We start from the raw sequence: 15,613 nt of genomic DNA on the forward strand, positions 1-15,613 counted from the left end.
ATAAGCGCGCATTTATATGACTCTTGATATTTCAAAGTACCCAACACTGGCGTTAGCAAATACACCGGAAGAATTACGTCTTCTTCCGAAAGAAACATTACCAAATCTGTGTGATGAACTGCGAACGTATCTGCTAAATTCAGTGAGCCAATCTAGCGGACACTTAGCGTCTGGCTTAGGCACCGTAGAGCTAACTGTCGCTCTGCATTATGTTTACAACACCCCTATCGACAAATTGATCTGGGATGTTGGTCATCAGGCTTACCCGCACAAAATCCTCACCGGACGTCGCGATAAAATGCCAACAATTCGCCAAAAGGATGGTCTACACCCTTTCCCTTGGCGTGAAGAAAGTGAATATGACACCTTATCTGTCGGCCACTCTTCGACATCTATCAGTGCAGGCCTTGGCATGGCCATCAGCGCACAAAAAGAAGGCAAAGGCCGTAAAATCGTCAGTGTGATTGGTGATGGCGCAATTACAGCAGGCATGGCATTCGAAGCCATGAACCACGCTGGCGACGTTCATCCTGATATGTTGGTGATTTTGAACGACAACGAAATGTCGATTTCAGAAAACGTCGGCGCCCTGAATAACCACCTTGCAAAAGTACTTTCTGGTAGCTTGTACACTTCTATCCGTGAAGGCGGTAAGAAAGTGCTGTCTGGTGTTCCACCTATTAAAGAGTTGGTTCGCCGTACGGAAGAGCACCTAAAAGGCATGGTAGTGCCTGGTACTCTGTTCGAAGAGTTCGGCTTTAATTACATTGGCCCGATTGATGGGCACGACGTCAATGAACTCGTCAAAACGCTGAAAAATATGCGTGAGCTCAAAGGTCCTCAATTCCTACACATCATGACCAAGAAAGGCAAAGGTTATGAGCCTGCCGAGAAAGATCCTATCGGCTACCATGGTGTTCCTAAATTCGATCCAACGCATAATTGTCTGCCGAAGAGCAGTGGCGGTAAGCCAACTTACTCAAAGATCTTCGGTGACTTTTTATGTGACATGGCGGCCCAAGATCCTAAGCTAATGGCAATTACGCCAGCAATGCGCGAAGGATCAGGTATGGTGCGTTTCTCAAAAGAGTACCCAGACCAATACTTTGATGTGGCGATTGCTGAGCAGCACGCAGTGACACTGGCAACAGGCATGGCAATTGCGGGCGATCATCCAATCGTTGCTATCTATTCGACTTTCTTGCAACGTGGTTATGACCAATTGATCCACGACATCGCGATCATGGACTTACCAGTGATGTTTGCGATCGACCGCGCAGGTCTAGTTGGCGCAGATGGTCAAACTCACCAAGGTGCGTTCGATTTGAGCTTTATGCGCTGTATTCCGAACATGGTGATCATGGCGCCAAGTGACGAAAACGAGTGCCGACAAATGCTTTACACTGGCCATAAGCATTCTGGCCCGAGTGCGGTTCGATACCCTCGTGGTAGCGGCATGGGCGTAGAAATCGAAACTGAGTTTACGGCGTTAGAAATCGGTAAAGGGCGCATGGTTCGCCAAGGTGAAAAAGTTGCTATTCTGAACTTTGGTACTTTCTTGGGCAACGCGCTAGAAGCGGCAGAATACCTTAACGCCACTGTTGCTGATATGCGCTTTGTGAAGCCGCTCGATGAGGCATTGATTCGTCAACTAGCCGCAGATCATGACGTGCTCGTGACGTTAGAAGAAAATGTTATCGCGGGTGGTGCTGGTGCTGGTGTCGTTGAGTTCATGATGAAAGATAAAATCATTAAACCTGTGTTGAACCTAGGTTTACCAGATGAGTTTATTCATCAGGGAACACAAGATGAACTGCATGAAGAGCTTGGTCTCGATGCAAAAGGAATTGAAAAATCCATCTTGGATTATTTAGCAAAATAGAATGTAAAAAGGGATGCTCATAGCATCCCTTTTTTTACGGTCAACGTTTAATTCATCCAGCCCGCATATTTTGCGACTAGAAACAGGGCAACACCGGCCATAACTCCCGCCACGATATCATCAACCATAATACCCAGCCCACCGTGAACTCGCTTATCTAGCCACCCAATTGGCCAAGGTTTTACCATATCGAAAAAACGAAACAAGATGAAGCCAGTGATCAACCACTTCCATTCAGTGAGTGGAATATTCAGTGCAGGTACAATGCTCATCGTAATCCAAAAACCCGCAAATTCATCCCATACGATTGAACCATGATCATGTACTTTCATGTCTGCAGAGGTCACTTGGCATATTTGAATGCCGATCACACACGAAATCAGAACAACAATGACATACGCCGTAAATGGTAATTGTGCCAACAACAAAAAGAAAGGCACGGCCGCCAGTGTGCCCATTGTTCCAGGGATAAACGGGGATAATCCACTGCCAAAACCCGTCGCCAATAGATGCCACGGGTTCTTTAATGAAATCAGAGAAAGAGGGTTGGTCATATCCTTAAACCTATACTGCTAGTTTGGTTTCAATCGTCATGCCTGCGAGTTACTCAATAGTAACAGGCTCTTGGCTAGAGCTTAGCTTAGATCATTTAAAGTGGTCGAAGCCACTTAAGTCCCAATCAAGTGGTTGATTGTTATCATGCAGCTCGAAGGTTCCATTTGGTCGGATTTGACCAATACATGTGACCTTACAGCCAGTATGAGATAAAGCGCTTTGTAACGAGCCTCGATTTTGCTCCGGCACGGTAAAACACAACTCGTATTCTTCGCCACTTGCTAAAGCATACTGCTGCGCGCTGATCTTATCATCTAAAAACTGGACTAATTCTGAAGAGATCGGTAGCTGAGAGACATCAATACTAACCCCAACCTGAGATCGCTGTAAAATGTGCTTAATATCAGAGATTAAACCATCTGAAATATCTATCGCCGACGAGGCTAAGCCAACAAGAGCTTGTCCAGCAAGCACACGCGGAGAACTAAGATAATGAGCTCGCTCTAGTGCTTCCGCGCCGGCTCTGCTGCGCAGAGAGTCATCTAGAATCACATCCAAGCCAGCTTTTGCATCGCCAAGGTTTCCCGTTACATATACCCAATCCCCAGGCTTGGCTCCGGAACGTGTGAGAGCTTTACCTTCAGGAACAAAACCTTGCACCGTTAGAGTCAGACACAATGGCCCTTTGGTGGTATCACCGCCTATTAACTGAATACCATAGTAATCAGCCAGTTCGAAAAATGCATCACAGAAAGGAGCAAGCCATTTTTCATCTGGCTCAGGCATCGTTAATGCAAAGCTCACCCATGCAGGCGTTGCGCCCATCGCCGCCAAATCACTGATGTTAGAAGCCAATGCTTTGTGTGCGACCCATGCTGGGTTCGCGTCGGCTAAGAAATGCGTTCCAGCTACCAATGTATCCGTGCTAATCGCAATCTGAACATTAGCTGGCGCTTTGACCAAAGCGCAATCATCACCAGCGGCTAAATGGACATCTTTACGTTGGCTCTGACGACCGACGAAGTATTTGTCTATCAGATTAAATTCACCAGACATAATTCACTTACTTTTTGATGTAAAAGCTTTTGATACAAAAAAGGTCAGCATGTGCTGACCTTTTCATTGAAGAAATCGTTATTTCTTACGAATGTGAGGTGCTGCTTTATCAAGTACACCATTCACAAACTTGTGGCTATCTTCTGCTGCAAAAACTTTTGCAAGTTCAATCGCTTCATTGATAACAACTTTGTAAGGAACATCTTCGCGACGAGTCATCTCGTACATAGCAAGGCGAAGAAGAGCAAGTTCCATCATATCTAAATCCTGCATAGGACGAGAGATGTATGGACGAATTTTGCTATCTAGCTCAGCGTGGCTAAGTACAACACCGCTTAATAGTTCACGGAAGTAAGCTACGTCTGTCTCTGGAGCAGCAAGCGCTGGCTCAGATGCATGAAGTTCTTCTTCATCGTATTTGTCGCCAGACAAAAACTGTTCTTCAATCTTGGCAACATTCTCTTTAGTAATTTGCCATGAGTAGATCGCCTGTAGAGCGAATTGACGTGCGTTACGACGTGCGGCTGGTTTCACACTGGCCCCCATTAGGAATCAATTTCAGATAGTACATTAATCATTTCAAGTGCGCTTAGTGCAGCCTCTGCACCTTTATTACCAGCCTTGGTTCCTGCGCGTTCAATCGCTTGATCGATCGTATCAACAGTCAAAACACCAAATGCTACTGGAATGCTGAATTCCATAGACACTTGTGCTAGACCTTTGTTCATTTCACTACAAACATAGTCAAAGTGAGGCGTTCCACCGCGAATAACAGACCCTAGAGAAACAATAGCGTCGAATTTGCCAGTTTTAGCAACACGCTGAGCTACTAGAGGTAGTTCTACGGCACCTGGACAACGCACAACCGTGATGTTGTCTTCGCTTACTTGTCCGTGACGCTTTAGTGTATCGATCGCACCAGAAAGTAGGCTTTCGTTAATAAAACTGTTGAAACGAGAAATAACGATAGCAATTTTTGCATTTGGCGCTGGGAAGCCACCCTCGATCACTTTCATAAGCTTTCCTTTAACTCTATTTATAAGTGAAATATGTTCATCAAGTGAGAATCGCCGGATTCTAGCACAAATTTGTGAGCAATATCTAATGGAAATTGGAGGCAAATCACCGGTTCCTAGCCATTGACGAGTTAAGCACGTCAAAGACTAGGAACTTATTGTTCGGTTGTTACTCGCAGACGTACTCAACAACGTTCAGACCAAAACCACCTAACGCGTGGTACTTTTTGTTGGTCGATGACAGAAGGCGCATATCATGTACACCGAGATCCGCAAGAATCTGTGAACCAACGCCAACACGGCGAGACGTGCCTTGTTTTTTAGCAAGCGTTGGGGCTTCACCTTTGTCTTGCGCTTCGAACATCTTCACGCGATGAATAAGTAGATCGGTCGATTCTTCATGGCCAAGAACAACCAGCACACCGCCTTCTTCACCAATGCGTTTCATTGCCTTATCTAGTGTCCAGCTGCGCTCTGCATTACGATCGCTACGTAGTAAGTCGGTAAAAACGTCTTGAAGATGAACGCGAACCAGTGGCGCTTTTTCTTTCAAATCGCCCTTGCACATTGCGTAGTGCACTTGGTTATCAATGGTGTCTTTGTAAGTGACTAACGTGAACTCGCCAAACTCTGTCGGTAGCTTGCACTCTGCCACACGTTCAATCGTTGTCTCAGTGTTATTGCGGTACTCAATTAGGTCGGCAATAGTGCCCAATTTAATACCGTGCTTCTCTGCAAAGATCTCTAGATCTGGGCGACGAGCCATGGTGCCGTCGTCATTTAAGATCTCAACAATCACCGATGCTGGCTCTAAACCAGCAAGACGAGCCAAATCACAGCCTGCTTCAGTGTGACCTGCGCGAGTCAGTACACCGCCGTCTTGAGCTGCGAGAGGGAAGATGTGACCAGGCTGCACCAAATCCGCAGCTTTAGCGTTTGGCGCGACTGCTGCTTGAACGGTACGTGCGCGATCTGCGGCTGAAATACCAGTCGTTACCCCTTCTGCTGCCTCAATCGAAACAGTAAAGTTGGTGGTGTATTGCGCATTATTGTCTTGCACCATTGGTGGCAGACCTAGACTTTCGCAACGATCTTTGGTCATGGTTAAACAAATCAGGCCACGGCCATAGGTTGCCATAAAGTTGATGGCTTCCGGCGTAATATGCTCGGCAGCCATGATCAAGTCACCTTCATTCTCGCGGTCTTCATCATCCATGAGGATGACCATTTTGCCTGCGCGAATATCATCAATAATTTCTTGTGGCGTACTGATTGGCATAGTCTGTTATCCCGTTATTCTAAATTTGTTATTGCGACAGCAATGAAAAATTACGTTGCAGTGAATGCTAGTTAGGTCAATAGTTTGAGCTTTGCATTAAGCAAGTCAATGAATCTCGCGGTGTTCTGTGAGTCTGCTCTTTATCGCATGCCTCACGCAGCCACTCCCAAGACTTATGCAAAACCGTTTTGCTGTAAAAAGTCCATCGTGATACGAGACTCGGCCTTATCTTCTTGTTGTCCTTGCAGTAAACGCTCCATATAACGCGCAAGTACATCAACTTCTAAGTTGACTTTGCGCCCCACTTGAAACTGGTCAATCGTAGTTTCTTCACTCGTATGAGGAACGATCGTCAGCTTAAAAGCATTTTTACGTAAGTCGTTGACGGTTAGGCTAATACCATCAACAGTAATCGAGCCTTTCTCTGCAACGTACTTGCTAATTTCCGCAGGCATTGCAACCCAAAACTCTATCGCACGGCCAACTGAATTGCGTTCGACAATTTCACCAACCCCATCGACATGGCCAGAAACGATATGTCCACCCAATCGCGTTGTTGGCAACATGGCTTTTTCTAGATTCACCTTATCGCCTACTTGGTAATCAGCAAACCCAGTTTTCTTCAAGGTTTCTAATGACAGATCAGCACTGTAATAGTGGCTTCCGAAGTCAACTACCGTTAAGCAAACACCATTGGTCGCAATGCTATCGCCTAACTTAACGTCTGACATATCAAGCGTACCCGTTTCAACCGTGACGGTGATGTCTTCGCCCTTCGGCGTAATCGCAGCTAACTTGCCCACTGCTTCTACTATTCCTGTAAACATACTATTTCTTATCTAATTTCATTACGTTTTATGGTGGCGGTGATGCGAATGTCTACCCCAACCATACGAACGTCTGTAATGTTTAAATCTATGACGTCAGCCATAGCGCTTAACCCTAAAGCACCGATAAGCCCCCGACCATCGCTGCCCATGAGTTTTGGCGCAAGGTAAACAATGAGCTCATCTACAAGATTAGCCTTTATCATCGCACTCGCTAGCGTAGCTCCAGCTTCAACCCATAAGTGATTGATGTGGTGCTCATCCGAGATACGTTTTAATGTCGTTGATAAGTCAATTTGGTCAGCGCTGTCCAATAGAGGGATACAGTCTCCATCAGAGCGAACAATAACTCGTTCTCCATCGGTATGGAACAGCTTGAGCGCATCAGTTAAATGGTTCTGACGGTCTAAGATTACACGTACTGGTTGACGAAGCTCTTCTTGTAAATACTGCGCTTGAACACTATTAGGTAAGTCATCCCAGCGCACATTGAGTGATGCATTATCATCAATCACCGTTTTGCTAGTAGAAAGAATGCCACCACTTATCGCTCGATAACGCTGCACATCTTGGCGGGCCGCTGGGGAGGTGATCCATTGGCTCTGACCATTACTGAGTGCGCTTTGCCCATCCAAACTGGCTGCCATTTTTAATTGAACAAACGGCATGCCTGTACGCATGTACTTTATAAAACCAGGGTTAAGGGCAAGGGCATCTTGCTCTAACAAGCCGATTTGTACTTCAATTCCGGCATCACGTAACATCTGGATGCCGCGACCTGCAACTTTCGGGTTTGGGTCTACCATGGCGCAAACCACACGTGCCACTTTGGCTTTAATCAGCCCTTCGGCACATGGCGGTGTACGGCCGTAATGAGAGCAAGGTTCTAGCGTCACATAAGCGGTTGCACCAACTGCTTTTTCACCCGCCATGCGCATCGCGTGCACCTCGGCATGCGGCTCACCAGCACGATGGTGATAACCTTCACCGACAATTTCTTCATCACGAACGATGACACACCCTACATTTGGATTAGGGGCGGTGGTATAAATGCCACGTTTCGCTAACTTGATAGCTCGTGACATCATGGCGAAATCTAAATCAGAAAACGCTCTTTCAAGAGTGTGTTGAGTCATGAGCTACTCAGTCTTCTAGGCGGGCAATCTCTTCGCCAAACTCGCGAATATCTTCAAAGCTGCGGTAAACGGAAGCGAAACGAATGTAAGCCACCTTATCGAGCTCTTTGAGCTGGTCCATGACTAAATTACCAATCATTTCACTCGGAACCTCTCGCTCACCCGTCGCACGCAGTTGTGATTTGATCATACTGATCGCTAACTCTATAGAATCGGCACTCACTGGGCGTTTCTCTAAAGCGCGTTGAATACCGCCAACCATTTTATCTTCATCAAATGGTTCACGGTTGCCATTCGATTTGATCACTTTAGGCATCACTAACTCTGCGCTTTCAAACGTAGTGAAACGCTCGCTACACGCCAAGCACTGACGGCGACGTCGAACTTGATGGCCATCAGCCACTAAGCGGGAATCAATAACTTTGGTATCGTTCTCGGAACAAAAAGGACAATGCATATCACCTCCATATCTATACCAAAATAACCTCATGAGCAATCACGGATAACCACGCGTTCATGGTTATACGGACTCTATTAAAGCTATTTGGGTATAACGCTTTCAAACCGAAATAAAAGCTCATGTAGTGTAGCGGAATTGGTATGTTAGACAAAACAAAAAGGGGCGCAAAGGCCCCTTTTTCACTCAAGATCTCGTCGAATGTGTTAACTGCGTGCTAAGTAGTTCGCTTTACCAACCCACTTGTAGCTAGTTAGCTCTTCTAAGCCCATCGGACCGCGTGCATGTAGCTTTTGCGTAGATACTGCGACTTCTGCGCCAAGGCCAAATTGCGCACCGTCTGTAAAGCGCGTTGAAGCATTCACATAAACCGCCGCCGAACCGACAGAATTGATGAACAGCTCTGAGTTTTCCAAGCTATTGGTCATGATCGCATCTGAGTGGCTCGCGTTATGGACACGCATATGATCAATGGCATCTTTCACATCAGACACAACTTTTACACCAAGAGTGTAGCTCAACCATTCCGTATCAAAGTCACCTTCAACAGCATCGCGAATTTGTGTTGCTTGAGGCATCAGTGCTTTTGCCTTAGGCTCTGTCACGAAGGTCACTTTATCGTTCATGCGCTCTACGATCATTGGTAGGAATTGCGCTGCAATTTTTTCATGCACGAGCAGCGTATCTAATGAGTTACACGCAGATGGACGTTGAACTTTAGAGTTCTCAACCACATTCAGGGATTTCTCTAGATCAGCGGATTCGTCGACAAAGATATGACTGATACCAAAGCCACCAATAATCACCGGAATCGTGCTGTTTTCTTTACACATTTTGTGTAGGCCAGCACCACCGCGTGGAATGATCATGTCGACGTAATCGTCCAACTTAAGCAATTGAGAAACAAGCTCACGATCTGGTTTTTCAATGTACTGCACAGAAGCGGCTGGAAGGTTCGCCTTTGCGAGCGCAGACTGAATAACCTTCACTAATTCCATATTCGAGAAAAAGGTCTCTTTGCCACCACGTAAAATGCTTGCGTTGCCGGTTTTCAAGCACAACGCTGCGATATCAATGGTTACGTTTGGACGCGCTTCATAAATTACGCCCACGACACCAAGCGGCACGCGACGACGAGACAGTGACATCCCATTTTCCAGTACCTTACTGTCTATTTCGCTGCCTACAGGATCGTTCAAGCTAATGACGTTGCGAACATCATTCGCAATTGCAGTCAATCGTTCTTCATTAAGCAAAAGGCGATCGAGCAGCGCATCGGTTAAACCCGCTTCACGGCCAAGTTCGATGTCTTTAGCGTTTGCCGCCAAAATAGCAGCAGAGTTTGCTTCTAGCTCATCAGCAATGATGGCTAATGCTTGGTTTTTTTGCGCAGTTGACGCTGTCGCTAATTCGAAAGCTGCATCTTTAGCAGCTTTACCCATATTCGTTAAATCCACTTTGCTTCCCTCTAATTCTATTCCTGAATGACGACCAAATCATCGCGGTGAATCACCTCAGAGCCATAATCATGACCCAAAATAGAGATGATATCTTTACTGTGCTTACCCGTAATTTTAGTTAGGTCATCACTTGAGTAGGCGCTGATGCCACGAGCCACCAACTTACCGTGAGCGTTTGTTACACGCGCCACTTCGCCTCGTGCGAAGTCACCACTAACTTTGATGACCCCTTTAGCAAGTAGGCTACTGCCCTTGCCGACCACAGCATTGACTGCACCATCATCAATAATGATGTCGCCCGATGCCGCAGGTCCCGCTAGAATCCAGCGTTTACGGTTCTCTAAGGCTTCAGCGCAAGGTAGGAAGCGCGTGCCCTGAGGTTCAGCACTTAAAGAGTCAAAGATAACATTCGGCGCACTACCAGCAGCAATAATAACCTCTATACCTGCGCGGCGAGCGATGTCTGCGGCTTGCAGCTTCGTTGCCATACCACCAGTACCCAATGTTGTACCGCTTCCACCTGCGATTTTACGCAGCGTATCGTCGATGGTTTTTACTTCCTTGATAAGCTCTGCGTTCGGATCTCTACGAGGGTCAGCAGTAAACAGACCTTTTTGGTCCGTTAAAAGCAAGAGCTTATCTGCACCACATAAAATGCCTACCAAAGCGGAAAGGTTGTCGTTATCGCCAACTTTAATCTCGCTAGTCGCAACGGCATCATTTTCGTTTACGATAGGAACAATATCGTTCGCAACGAGCGCATTAATAGTGTCACGCGCGTTAAGGAATCGCTCACGATCTTCTAAATCGGCACGGGTTAGTAGCATTTGGCCGATCTTGATACCATAAATACCAAACAAAGACTCCCATGTTTGAATCAAGCGACTCTGCCCCACCGCGGCAAGTAACTGCTTACTCGCCATCTCGTTGGGCAATGCGGGGTAACCAAGATGCTCACGGCCTGCTGCAATCGCACCAGACGAAACCATTACGATTGAATGGCCTTGTTTTTTAAGCTCAGCACACTGGCGTGCTAACTCAACCATGTGTGCACGGTCGAGTGCCAGTGTGCCGCCTGTCAGCACACTTGTACCCAGTTTCACAACGACAGTTTGTGGTTGTGAAACAACTGCATTTTGTTGATTCGTTGTCATGATGTCTTCTGAAGTGAAAAACAAATAAAGAGAGGATGTTTTAACAATCAAATAGGGAATTAACAAGAGAAAAGGTGCGTTTTCGCACCTTTTTGTTTGGTATTAAATGAAAACAACCAAATTAAGCGAAATCGAAAGACTCCGTGTGATATTCGACTTCTAATTTGAAGTGTTCTTCTAAAGTATCAACCAGCTTTTGATGGAATGTGCTCTGCGTGAGATACACTTCCTCTACCACTTTTTTGGGAAGGGCTTCAGATACCCATTGCCCTTCTTTGTTGTACTTGCCAATATGATATTTAGCAGTAAAGCCTCCCTCGATGGATTCCAAATCCATCCACCAGCCCCAAAATTCACGCTTCTCAGGCGATTTTTTGTCGTCTACACATACAGATAAACAATCAAAATAATAGCGCCCTTCTTGCGATTGTGGTTCGCGCAGGTAAGGCCCTATCGCCTTCAACTTTGACATCAAGCGAAAGTGAGTCGGGCCCTGAGTCGTCTCTGACATATGAATCTCCGTTTTCATAGTTAAAAGTAAACACCCAAGAATGATTATTATTTTTAATTATCATGAGCTTATTTTTTGCTCAGATATATCACTTTTAACTAATTTAGGAGAATTGTCACCCTAATAATTCATCTTCTAGCCACTTTATGGCTAAATCGAGGGATTGCTCATATCCTTTTGTAATCGTTTTGGAACTGATTTTTTTCGCTCTGCCATACTGGCTAAACAGCGCGACGAGTTGGTTATCACTGTGTGGAGACACCGGATCGCCTTCAAGGCTCAAAGCTAAAATAGGTACTTTAGTTTTTCTACTGCTCAAGAAGCCCTGAACCTTCAATGACCAGGCCATCATCTGGCCCGCCATGCTATTAATATCAACCGCGCTTTTCCCTAAGCGAGAAGCCAACAGATCCAGATACATCTTCGGCATTTTTTGCAGCTTCTCAGGGGAAGTAAAAATATCATGTACGGGTGCGCCGAGGGCTACACAAGCTTTGATCTTCTCTTGCTCAACAAAAGAGAGTCGGATCATGGCATTACCACCAAAACGAAATCCAACTAACCCCACTTTGTGATGATCCACCCAAGGCAATGAATACAGCTCATTTAGTACCGCTTGGTGCAGACAGCTTGAGTTCTCAGTCAAAGGCCAGTGAGAACTGTGCCCCACCGAAGGCATGTCGACCGTCAACATTGCAATATCTCGCGGTGCAAGATGATTGCGGAACAAACGCCACATGTCGGTTTGTAACGTATCGAGACCAGCGCTCACCATCACCACAGGCAGTTGCTTGTCGGTTCTTGGCAAATGAAGGTTCGCGATGATTTTGCGATTTTGGTAAGGCACTTCAATTTGCTTGATGGTGTACTTGGTCTTCTCTGCGCCGTCAGAGTACGCTTTGTTTGCCAGCACTTGAGCCTGCAAGGCCAAATTATCATTCTTCAGATGTGGGTAGCCTGCGATACTAAAACACAAAGAAGCAGTGAAGAGTTCATCGGCGGCCTCCTCACCTTGCATTTCATTTGAACGCTTCTGATGCTCCATGCCGAGCTTAATCCACTCAAATGTCCAGTTGCCGTTGTGGTATCCCATTACGGTGTCTAACCAATCATCATTGGTTCGAGAGTGGGAAGAAGAAGCGATTTTAGAAAGCACACCTTCCATCTCTATCGGAGACAACCCTTGCCAAGCCCATTGCAAGCGGCGCAAATGACGATACCAAGCACGATCACCCTGCGCCTCTCGCTCATCAAGTATTTTTTGACTGGTCGGCATGTACTGGGTAAGCGCAGAGGTTTCTTTTGCTTGCTTATGTTTCACGAACAAAGTTTCGGAAAGATTTTTACTGACGTCTTCAGACATAGGAAGAACCTTAGGCTATTAGCATGAGTTGTTATGATAATAAAAAAAATGCCCCTATACAGGGGCATTTCTCAATATTCTTTAATAGCGTTTATTTTTGCTTGCGGTTTACAGGCTCAGCGTACTGGATTGACATATCCCAAGGTTGTTCAATCCAAGTGTCTTGCGCGATATCTACCACATAATCATCTAGCAACGCTTTGCCTGAAGGTTTTGCACACACAGCGATCATCTTCGCTTTTGGATACATCTCACGTAGTTTGCGCGCCGTATCACCACTGTCTACTAGGTCTTCAACGATTAGGTAACCTTCACCATCGCCTTCAGGTGCTTTTAGTACCGTCATATCGCGCTGATGATCATGGTCGTAGCTTGAAATACAGATTGTATCAACGTAACGAATACCCAGTTCACGAGCCAAGATAGCGCCAGGAACCAAACCACCGCGGCTTACCGCCCAAATCCCTTTCCATTGCTCAGCTGGCATTTGTTTTTCAGCCAGTTCACGGCAGTAAGTCTGCATTGCATCCCAAGTGATAATGAATTTTTTACTCATTGTAATAACCTAATAATTTGAAAATATGCATCCTCAAAATCTAGTGAACTCACTCAAAAGCGGAATGCTCACTGACCTCTCCAAAAACGTATGGAGATGAGGATTTCAAGCTGCGCAAACGATTATTCTACCGAAACACACCGCTAATACCAACGGTGATATCAAAATTCTCTGCCTATTCCGCAGAAAAACCGTCTTAAGTGAACAACGTGAAAAAAGAAAAAGCCAGCGTGAATAAATCCACACTGGCTTTTTGCTCGAGAAATTAACCGACGAGGTATTTGACGATGAAGATGGCAGACATCACCCACACACTCATCGACACTTCACGGCCCTTGCCGCTGAATAATTTGATCGCCGAGTACGCGATAAAGCCTAACGTAATACCCTCTGCAATCGAGAACGTTAACGGCATCACCAAACAAGTCACAACAACTGGTGATGCTTCCGTTAGGTCACGCCAATCAATGCTTACCAGCCCAGACAACATCAAAATCGCGACATAGAACAGAGCGCCGGATGTTGCATAAGCAGGGATCATACCTGCTAGTGGTGAAAACAATAGAGCAAGTAGGAAGAGCACACCAACAACCACTGCTGTTAGACCAGTACGACCACCAGCCGCCACACCAGAAACACTCTCAATGTAAGATGTGGTGTTTGAGGTACCAAGTAGTGCACCTACTGACGTTGCCGTTGAGTCTGCAAGTAACGCTTTGTTTAAACGCGGGATGTTGCCATTCTCATCCGTGAGGCCTGCTTTTTGAGAAACGCCAACTAGCGTACCTGCGGTATCAAACAAATCGACAAATAGGAAAGCAAACACAACGGAAATCATGCCAACTTCAAACAAACCAGAGAAATCCAGTTGCATGAAAGTGGGTGCAATGCTTGGTGGCGTTGACATAATGCCGCTCCACTGCACATCACCAAATAGAAGGCCAAGCGCTGTAACACCAAGAATGGCGATCATCACCGCACCTTTCACACCACGGTGAACAAGCGCGATAGTAAGGAAGAAACCAATCGCAGCCAATACAGATGGCAATGATGTGATGTCTCCCATAGAAACTAATGTCGCGGGGTTATCAACGACGATGCCTGCATTTTTTAATGCGATAAATGCTAAGAAAAGACCGATACCGGCTGAAATACCAGTTCGAAGAGAATGCGGGATCGAGTTAATAATCCACTCACGGATCTTAAATATACTCAAAAGAATAAACAGCAGGCCTGAAACAAACACCGCCGCTAACGCAACTTGCCACGTATAGCCCATTCCCAACACAACAGAGTAAGTGAAAAATGCGTTCAGCCCCATTCCTGGTGCTTGTGCAATTGGGTAGTTGGCAACAAATCCCATGATGAAACAGCCGATAGCGGCCGCAAGACAAGTTGCAACAAAAATGGCACCACGGTCCATACCGGTATCCGACAGGATCGCTGGGTTTACAAAAATAATGTAAGCCATGGTTAGGAAGGTGGTAACACCTGCAATGATCTCAGTGCGCACATTTGTGCCATTGTCACTGAGCTTAAAAAGCCTCTCGAGCATGATCGAATCCTGTAAAGGTAAAAAGTAAACGGTTGCGTAATCGATTGGCGGGAATTATAAAGTTATCAAATAGCAAATTCTAGATAGAATCTTCACTCTAATGCGATTTTTTTCTTTGGATATGAAACCCATTCGCTAATTCTTAAAAGCAAAACAGAAAATATATTCTTATAAAACAACAACTAATAATTATTGCTCAGAACCCAACAACAGAATAAAAACTGAACAATGTACTAAACTTTCAAATAGAAACTGGGCGTTTTAAGCGTCATATCTAGGTGGATTTGACGGGGAAGTCGATAAAACTGAAGAACAGAGAATAGAACCCAGCCTTGATGGCAGAAATGTGTCAGAAAGAAAAAGTGGAGATAAAAAAACGCCACCCAATTTGGGTGGCGGCGAATCATGTCAGCACTATCACTGAAAAAAAATTCCAATTTATAGGGGTGAACAAACTGTTCGAGTCACATGCGTTGACTTCACTTAGTAGCCAAAGCTTGTTGGGTATACAAAGTTGCCGGTGTAAACAGACTTGCTATTCCAGAACATTGTACTTGGTAAACCTTTCATAACTATCACCTTTTAAATCAATTAAACATTCGTTGATTTCTCGGTTCCTTGGAGGCGATAAAACGGACTCATCCTTTGAGCATTTCATTCTTCTCTCAGAAGCTGGTTACAAATATACCACCAAGAAATTTAATTACAAGTATTTTAGTGACTAGAATCACAAAAAATATATAAATTGACCTTCATCAAAGTTTAAATGTAATTAAATTACAGTTTTGTGAATTAAAAAATAAAGC

At 45.4% G+C, this 15,613-nt stretch carries 15 protein-coding genes; 1 reads left to right on the forward strand and 14 read right to left on the reverse strand.

The genetic code is table 11. From position 1 onward, the window contains the following. The first annotated feature begins 16 nt into the window (after positions 1-16). Positions 17-1,882, forward strand: a complete 1,866-nt coding sequence (gene dxs, locus R7E47_RS13625) for a 1-deoxy-D-xylulose-5-phosphate synthase (protein WP_005383623.1) — start codon at positions 17-19, stop codon at positions 1,880-1,882. 47 nt (positions 1,883-1,929) lie between these two features. Here dxs and pgpA read toward each other — a convergent pair whose 3' ends face one another. From pgpA to R7E47_RS13695, 14 genes are all read right to left on the reverse strand, one after another. After that, positions 1,930-2,436 (reverse strand): phosphatidylglycerophosphatase A, encoded by a 507-nt coding sequence (gene pgpA / locus R7E47_RS13630; RefSeq protein WP_031780838.1) that lies wholly within the window; start codon positions 2,434-2,436, stop codon positions 1,930-1,932. Positions 2,437-2,527: 91 nt separating this feature from the next. Further along, entirely contained in the window at positions 2,528-3,493 is a 966-nt protein-coding gene (thiL, locus tag R7E47_RS13635) for a thiamine-phosphate kinase (protein ID WP_203345946.1), read from the reverse strand. A 78-nt stretch (positions 3,494-3,571) separates the two neighbouring features. Next, complete coding sequence (gene nusB / locus R7E47_RS13640) at positions 3,572-4,039, reverse strand: transcription antitermination factor NusB (RefSeq protein ID WP_005381571.1); 468 nt, start codon at positions 4,037-4,039, stop codon at positions 3,572-3,574. After that, a complete protein-coding gene (gene ribE, locus R7E47_RS13645) occupies positions 4,039-4,509 on the reverse strand; it encodes a 6,7-dimethyl-8-ribityllumazine synthase (RefSeq protein ID WP_005381572.1) in 471 nt (156 codons plus the stop codon). The genes nusB and ribE overlap by 1 nt, the downstream gene beginning before the upstream one ends. A gap of 169 nt (positions 4,510-4,678) precedes the next feature. Further along, entirely contained in the window at positions 4,679-5,788 is a 1,110-nt protein-coding gene (gene ribBA, locus R7E47_RS13650) for a bifunctional 3,4-dihydroxy-2-butanone-4-phosphate synthase/GTP cyclohydrolase II (RefSeq protein WP_005381573.1), read from the reverse strand. Between the two features lie 173 nt (positions 5,789-5,961). Continuing rightward, complete coding sequence (locus R7E47_RS13655) at positions 5,962-6,615, reverse strand: riboflavin synthase (RefSeq protein WP_005383626.1); 654 nt, start codon at positions 6,613-6,615, stop codon at positions 5,962-5,964. A gap of 8 nt (positions 6,616-6,623) precedes the next feature. After that, positions 6,624-7,751, reverse strand: coding sequence for a bifunctional diaminohydroxyphosphoribosylaminopyrimidine deaminase/5-amino-6-(5-phosphoribosylamino)uracil reductase RibD (gene ribD, locus R7E47_RS13660; RefSeq protein ID WP_017635684.1), 1,128 nt, complete (start codon positions 7,749-7,751; stop codon positions 6,624-6,626). A 7-nt stretch (positions 7,752-7,758) separates the two neighbouring features. Further along, entirely contained in the window at positions 7,759-8,208 is a 450-nt protein-coding gene (gene nrdR / locus R7E47_RS13665) for a transcriptional regulator NrdR (protein ID WP_005381578.1), read from the reverse strand. 206 nt (positions 8,209-8,414) lie between these two features. Then, positions 8,415-9,665 carry a glutamate-5-semialdehyde dehydrogenase gene (locus R7E47_RS13670; protein ID WP_017635685.1) on the reverse strand — a complete coding sequence of 417 codons (1,251 nt, stop codon included), beginning with the start codon at positions 9,663-9,665 and terminating at the stop codon, positions 8,415-8,417. 17 nt (positions 9,666-9,682) lie between these two features. Further along, the gene (proB, locus tag R7E47_RS13675; protein ID WP_017820604.1) at positions 9,683-10,822 is read right to left on the reverse strand and encodes a glutamate 5-kinase; all 1,140 of its coding nucleotides are present in this window, start codon (positions 10,820-10,822) and stop codon (positions 9,683-9,685) included. A gap of 121 nt (positions 10,823-10,943) precedes the next feature. Continuing rightward, positions 10,944-11,333, reverse strand: a complete 390-nt coding sequence (crl, locus tag R7E47_RS13680) for a sigma factor-binding protein Crl (RefSeq protein ID WP_005381584.1) — start codon at positions 11,331-11,333, stop codon at positions 10,944-10,946. A gap of 115 nt (positions 11,334-11,448) precedes the next feature. Further along, the gene (gene frsA / locus R7E47_RS13685; protein WP_005391416.1) at positions 11,449-12,696 is read right to left on the reverse strand and encodes an esterase FrsA; all 1,248 of its coding nucleotides are present in this window, start codon (positions 12,694-12,696) and stop codon (positions 11,449-11,451) included. Positions 12,697-12,787: 91 nt separating this feature from the next. Further along, entirely contained in the window at positions 12,788-13,252 is a 465-nt protein-coding gene (gene tet(34), locus R7E47_RS13690) for an oxytetracycline resistance phosphoribosyltransferase domain-containing protein Tet(34) (RefSeq protein WP_005391418.1), read from the reverse strand. A 265-nt stretch (positions 13,253-13,517) separates the two neighbouring features. Beyond that, positions 13,518-14,807 (reverse strand): NCS2 family permease, encoded by a 1,290-nt coding sequence (locus tag R7E47_RS13695; RefSeq protein ID WP_006741838.1) that lies wholly within the window; start codon positions 14,805-14,807, stop codon positions 13,518-13,520. Positions 14,808-15,613 lie beyond the last annotated feature (806 nt).

It is taken from the genome of Vibrio sp. Vb1026 (genome assembly GCF_033338745.1).
Lineage (GTDB): Bacteria > Pseudomonadota > Gammaproteobacteria > Enterobacterales > Vibrionaceae > Vibrio > Vibrio alginolyticus.

Bases quoted from the DNA above. Each gene is read 5' to 3' on its own strand.
- ribE (WP_005381572.1), bottom strand. From the start codon at position 4,509: ATGAAAGTGATCGAGGGTGGCTTCCCAGCGCCAAATGCAAAAATTGCT.
- nusB (WP_005381571.1), bottom strand. From the start codon at position 4,039: ATGGGGGCCAGTGTGAAACCAGCCGCACGTCGTAACGCACGTCAATTC.
- ribD (WP_017635684.1), bottom strand. From the start codon at position 7,751: ATGACTCAACACACTCTTGAAAGAGCGTTTTCTGATTTAGATTTCGCC.
- proB (WP_017820604.1), bottom strand. From the start codon at position 10,822: ATGACAACGAATCAACAAAATGCAGTTGTTTCACAACCACAAACTGTC.
- ribBA (WP_005381573.1), bottom strand. From the start codon at position 5,788: ATGCCAATCAGTACGCCACAAGAAATTATTGATGATATTCGCGCAGGC.
- R7E47_RS13655 (WP_005383626.1), bottom strand. From the start codon at position 6,615: ATGTTTACAGGAATAGTAGAAGCAGTGGGCAAGTTAGCTGCGATTACG.
- frsA (WP_005391416.1), bottom strand. From the start codon at position 12,696: ATGTCTGAAGACGTCAGTAAAAATCTTTCCGAAACTTTGTTCGTGAAA.
- crl (WP_005381584.1), bottom strand. From the start codon at position 11,333: ATGTCAGAGACGACTCAGGGCCCGACTCACTTTCGCTTGATGTCAAAG.
- thiL (WP_203345946.1), bottom strand. From the start codon at position 3,493: ATGTCTGGTGAATTTAATCTGATAGACAAATACTTCGTCGGTCGTCAG.
- R7E47_RS13695 (WP_006741838.1), bottom strand. From the start codon at position 14,807: ATGCTCGAGAGGCTTTTTAAGCTCAGTGACAATGGCACAAATGTGCGC.
- nrdR (WP_005381578.1), bottom strand. From the start codon at position 8,208: ATGCATTGTCCTTTTTGTTCCGAGAACGATACCAAAGTTATTGATTCC.
- dxs (WP_005383623.1), top strand. From the start codon at position 17: ATGACTCTTGATATTTCAAAGTACCCAACACTGGCGTTAGCAAATACA.
- pgpA (WP_031780838.1), bottom strand. From the start codon at position 2,436: ATGACCAACCCTCTTTCTCTGATTTCATTAAAGAACCCGTGGCATCTA.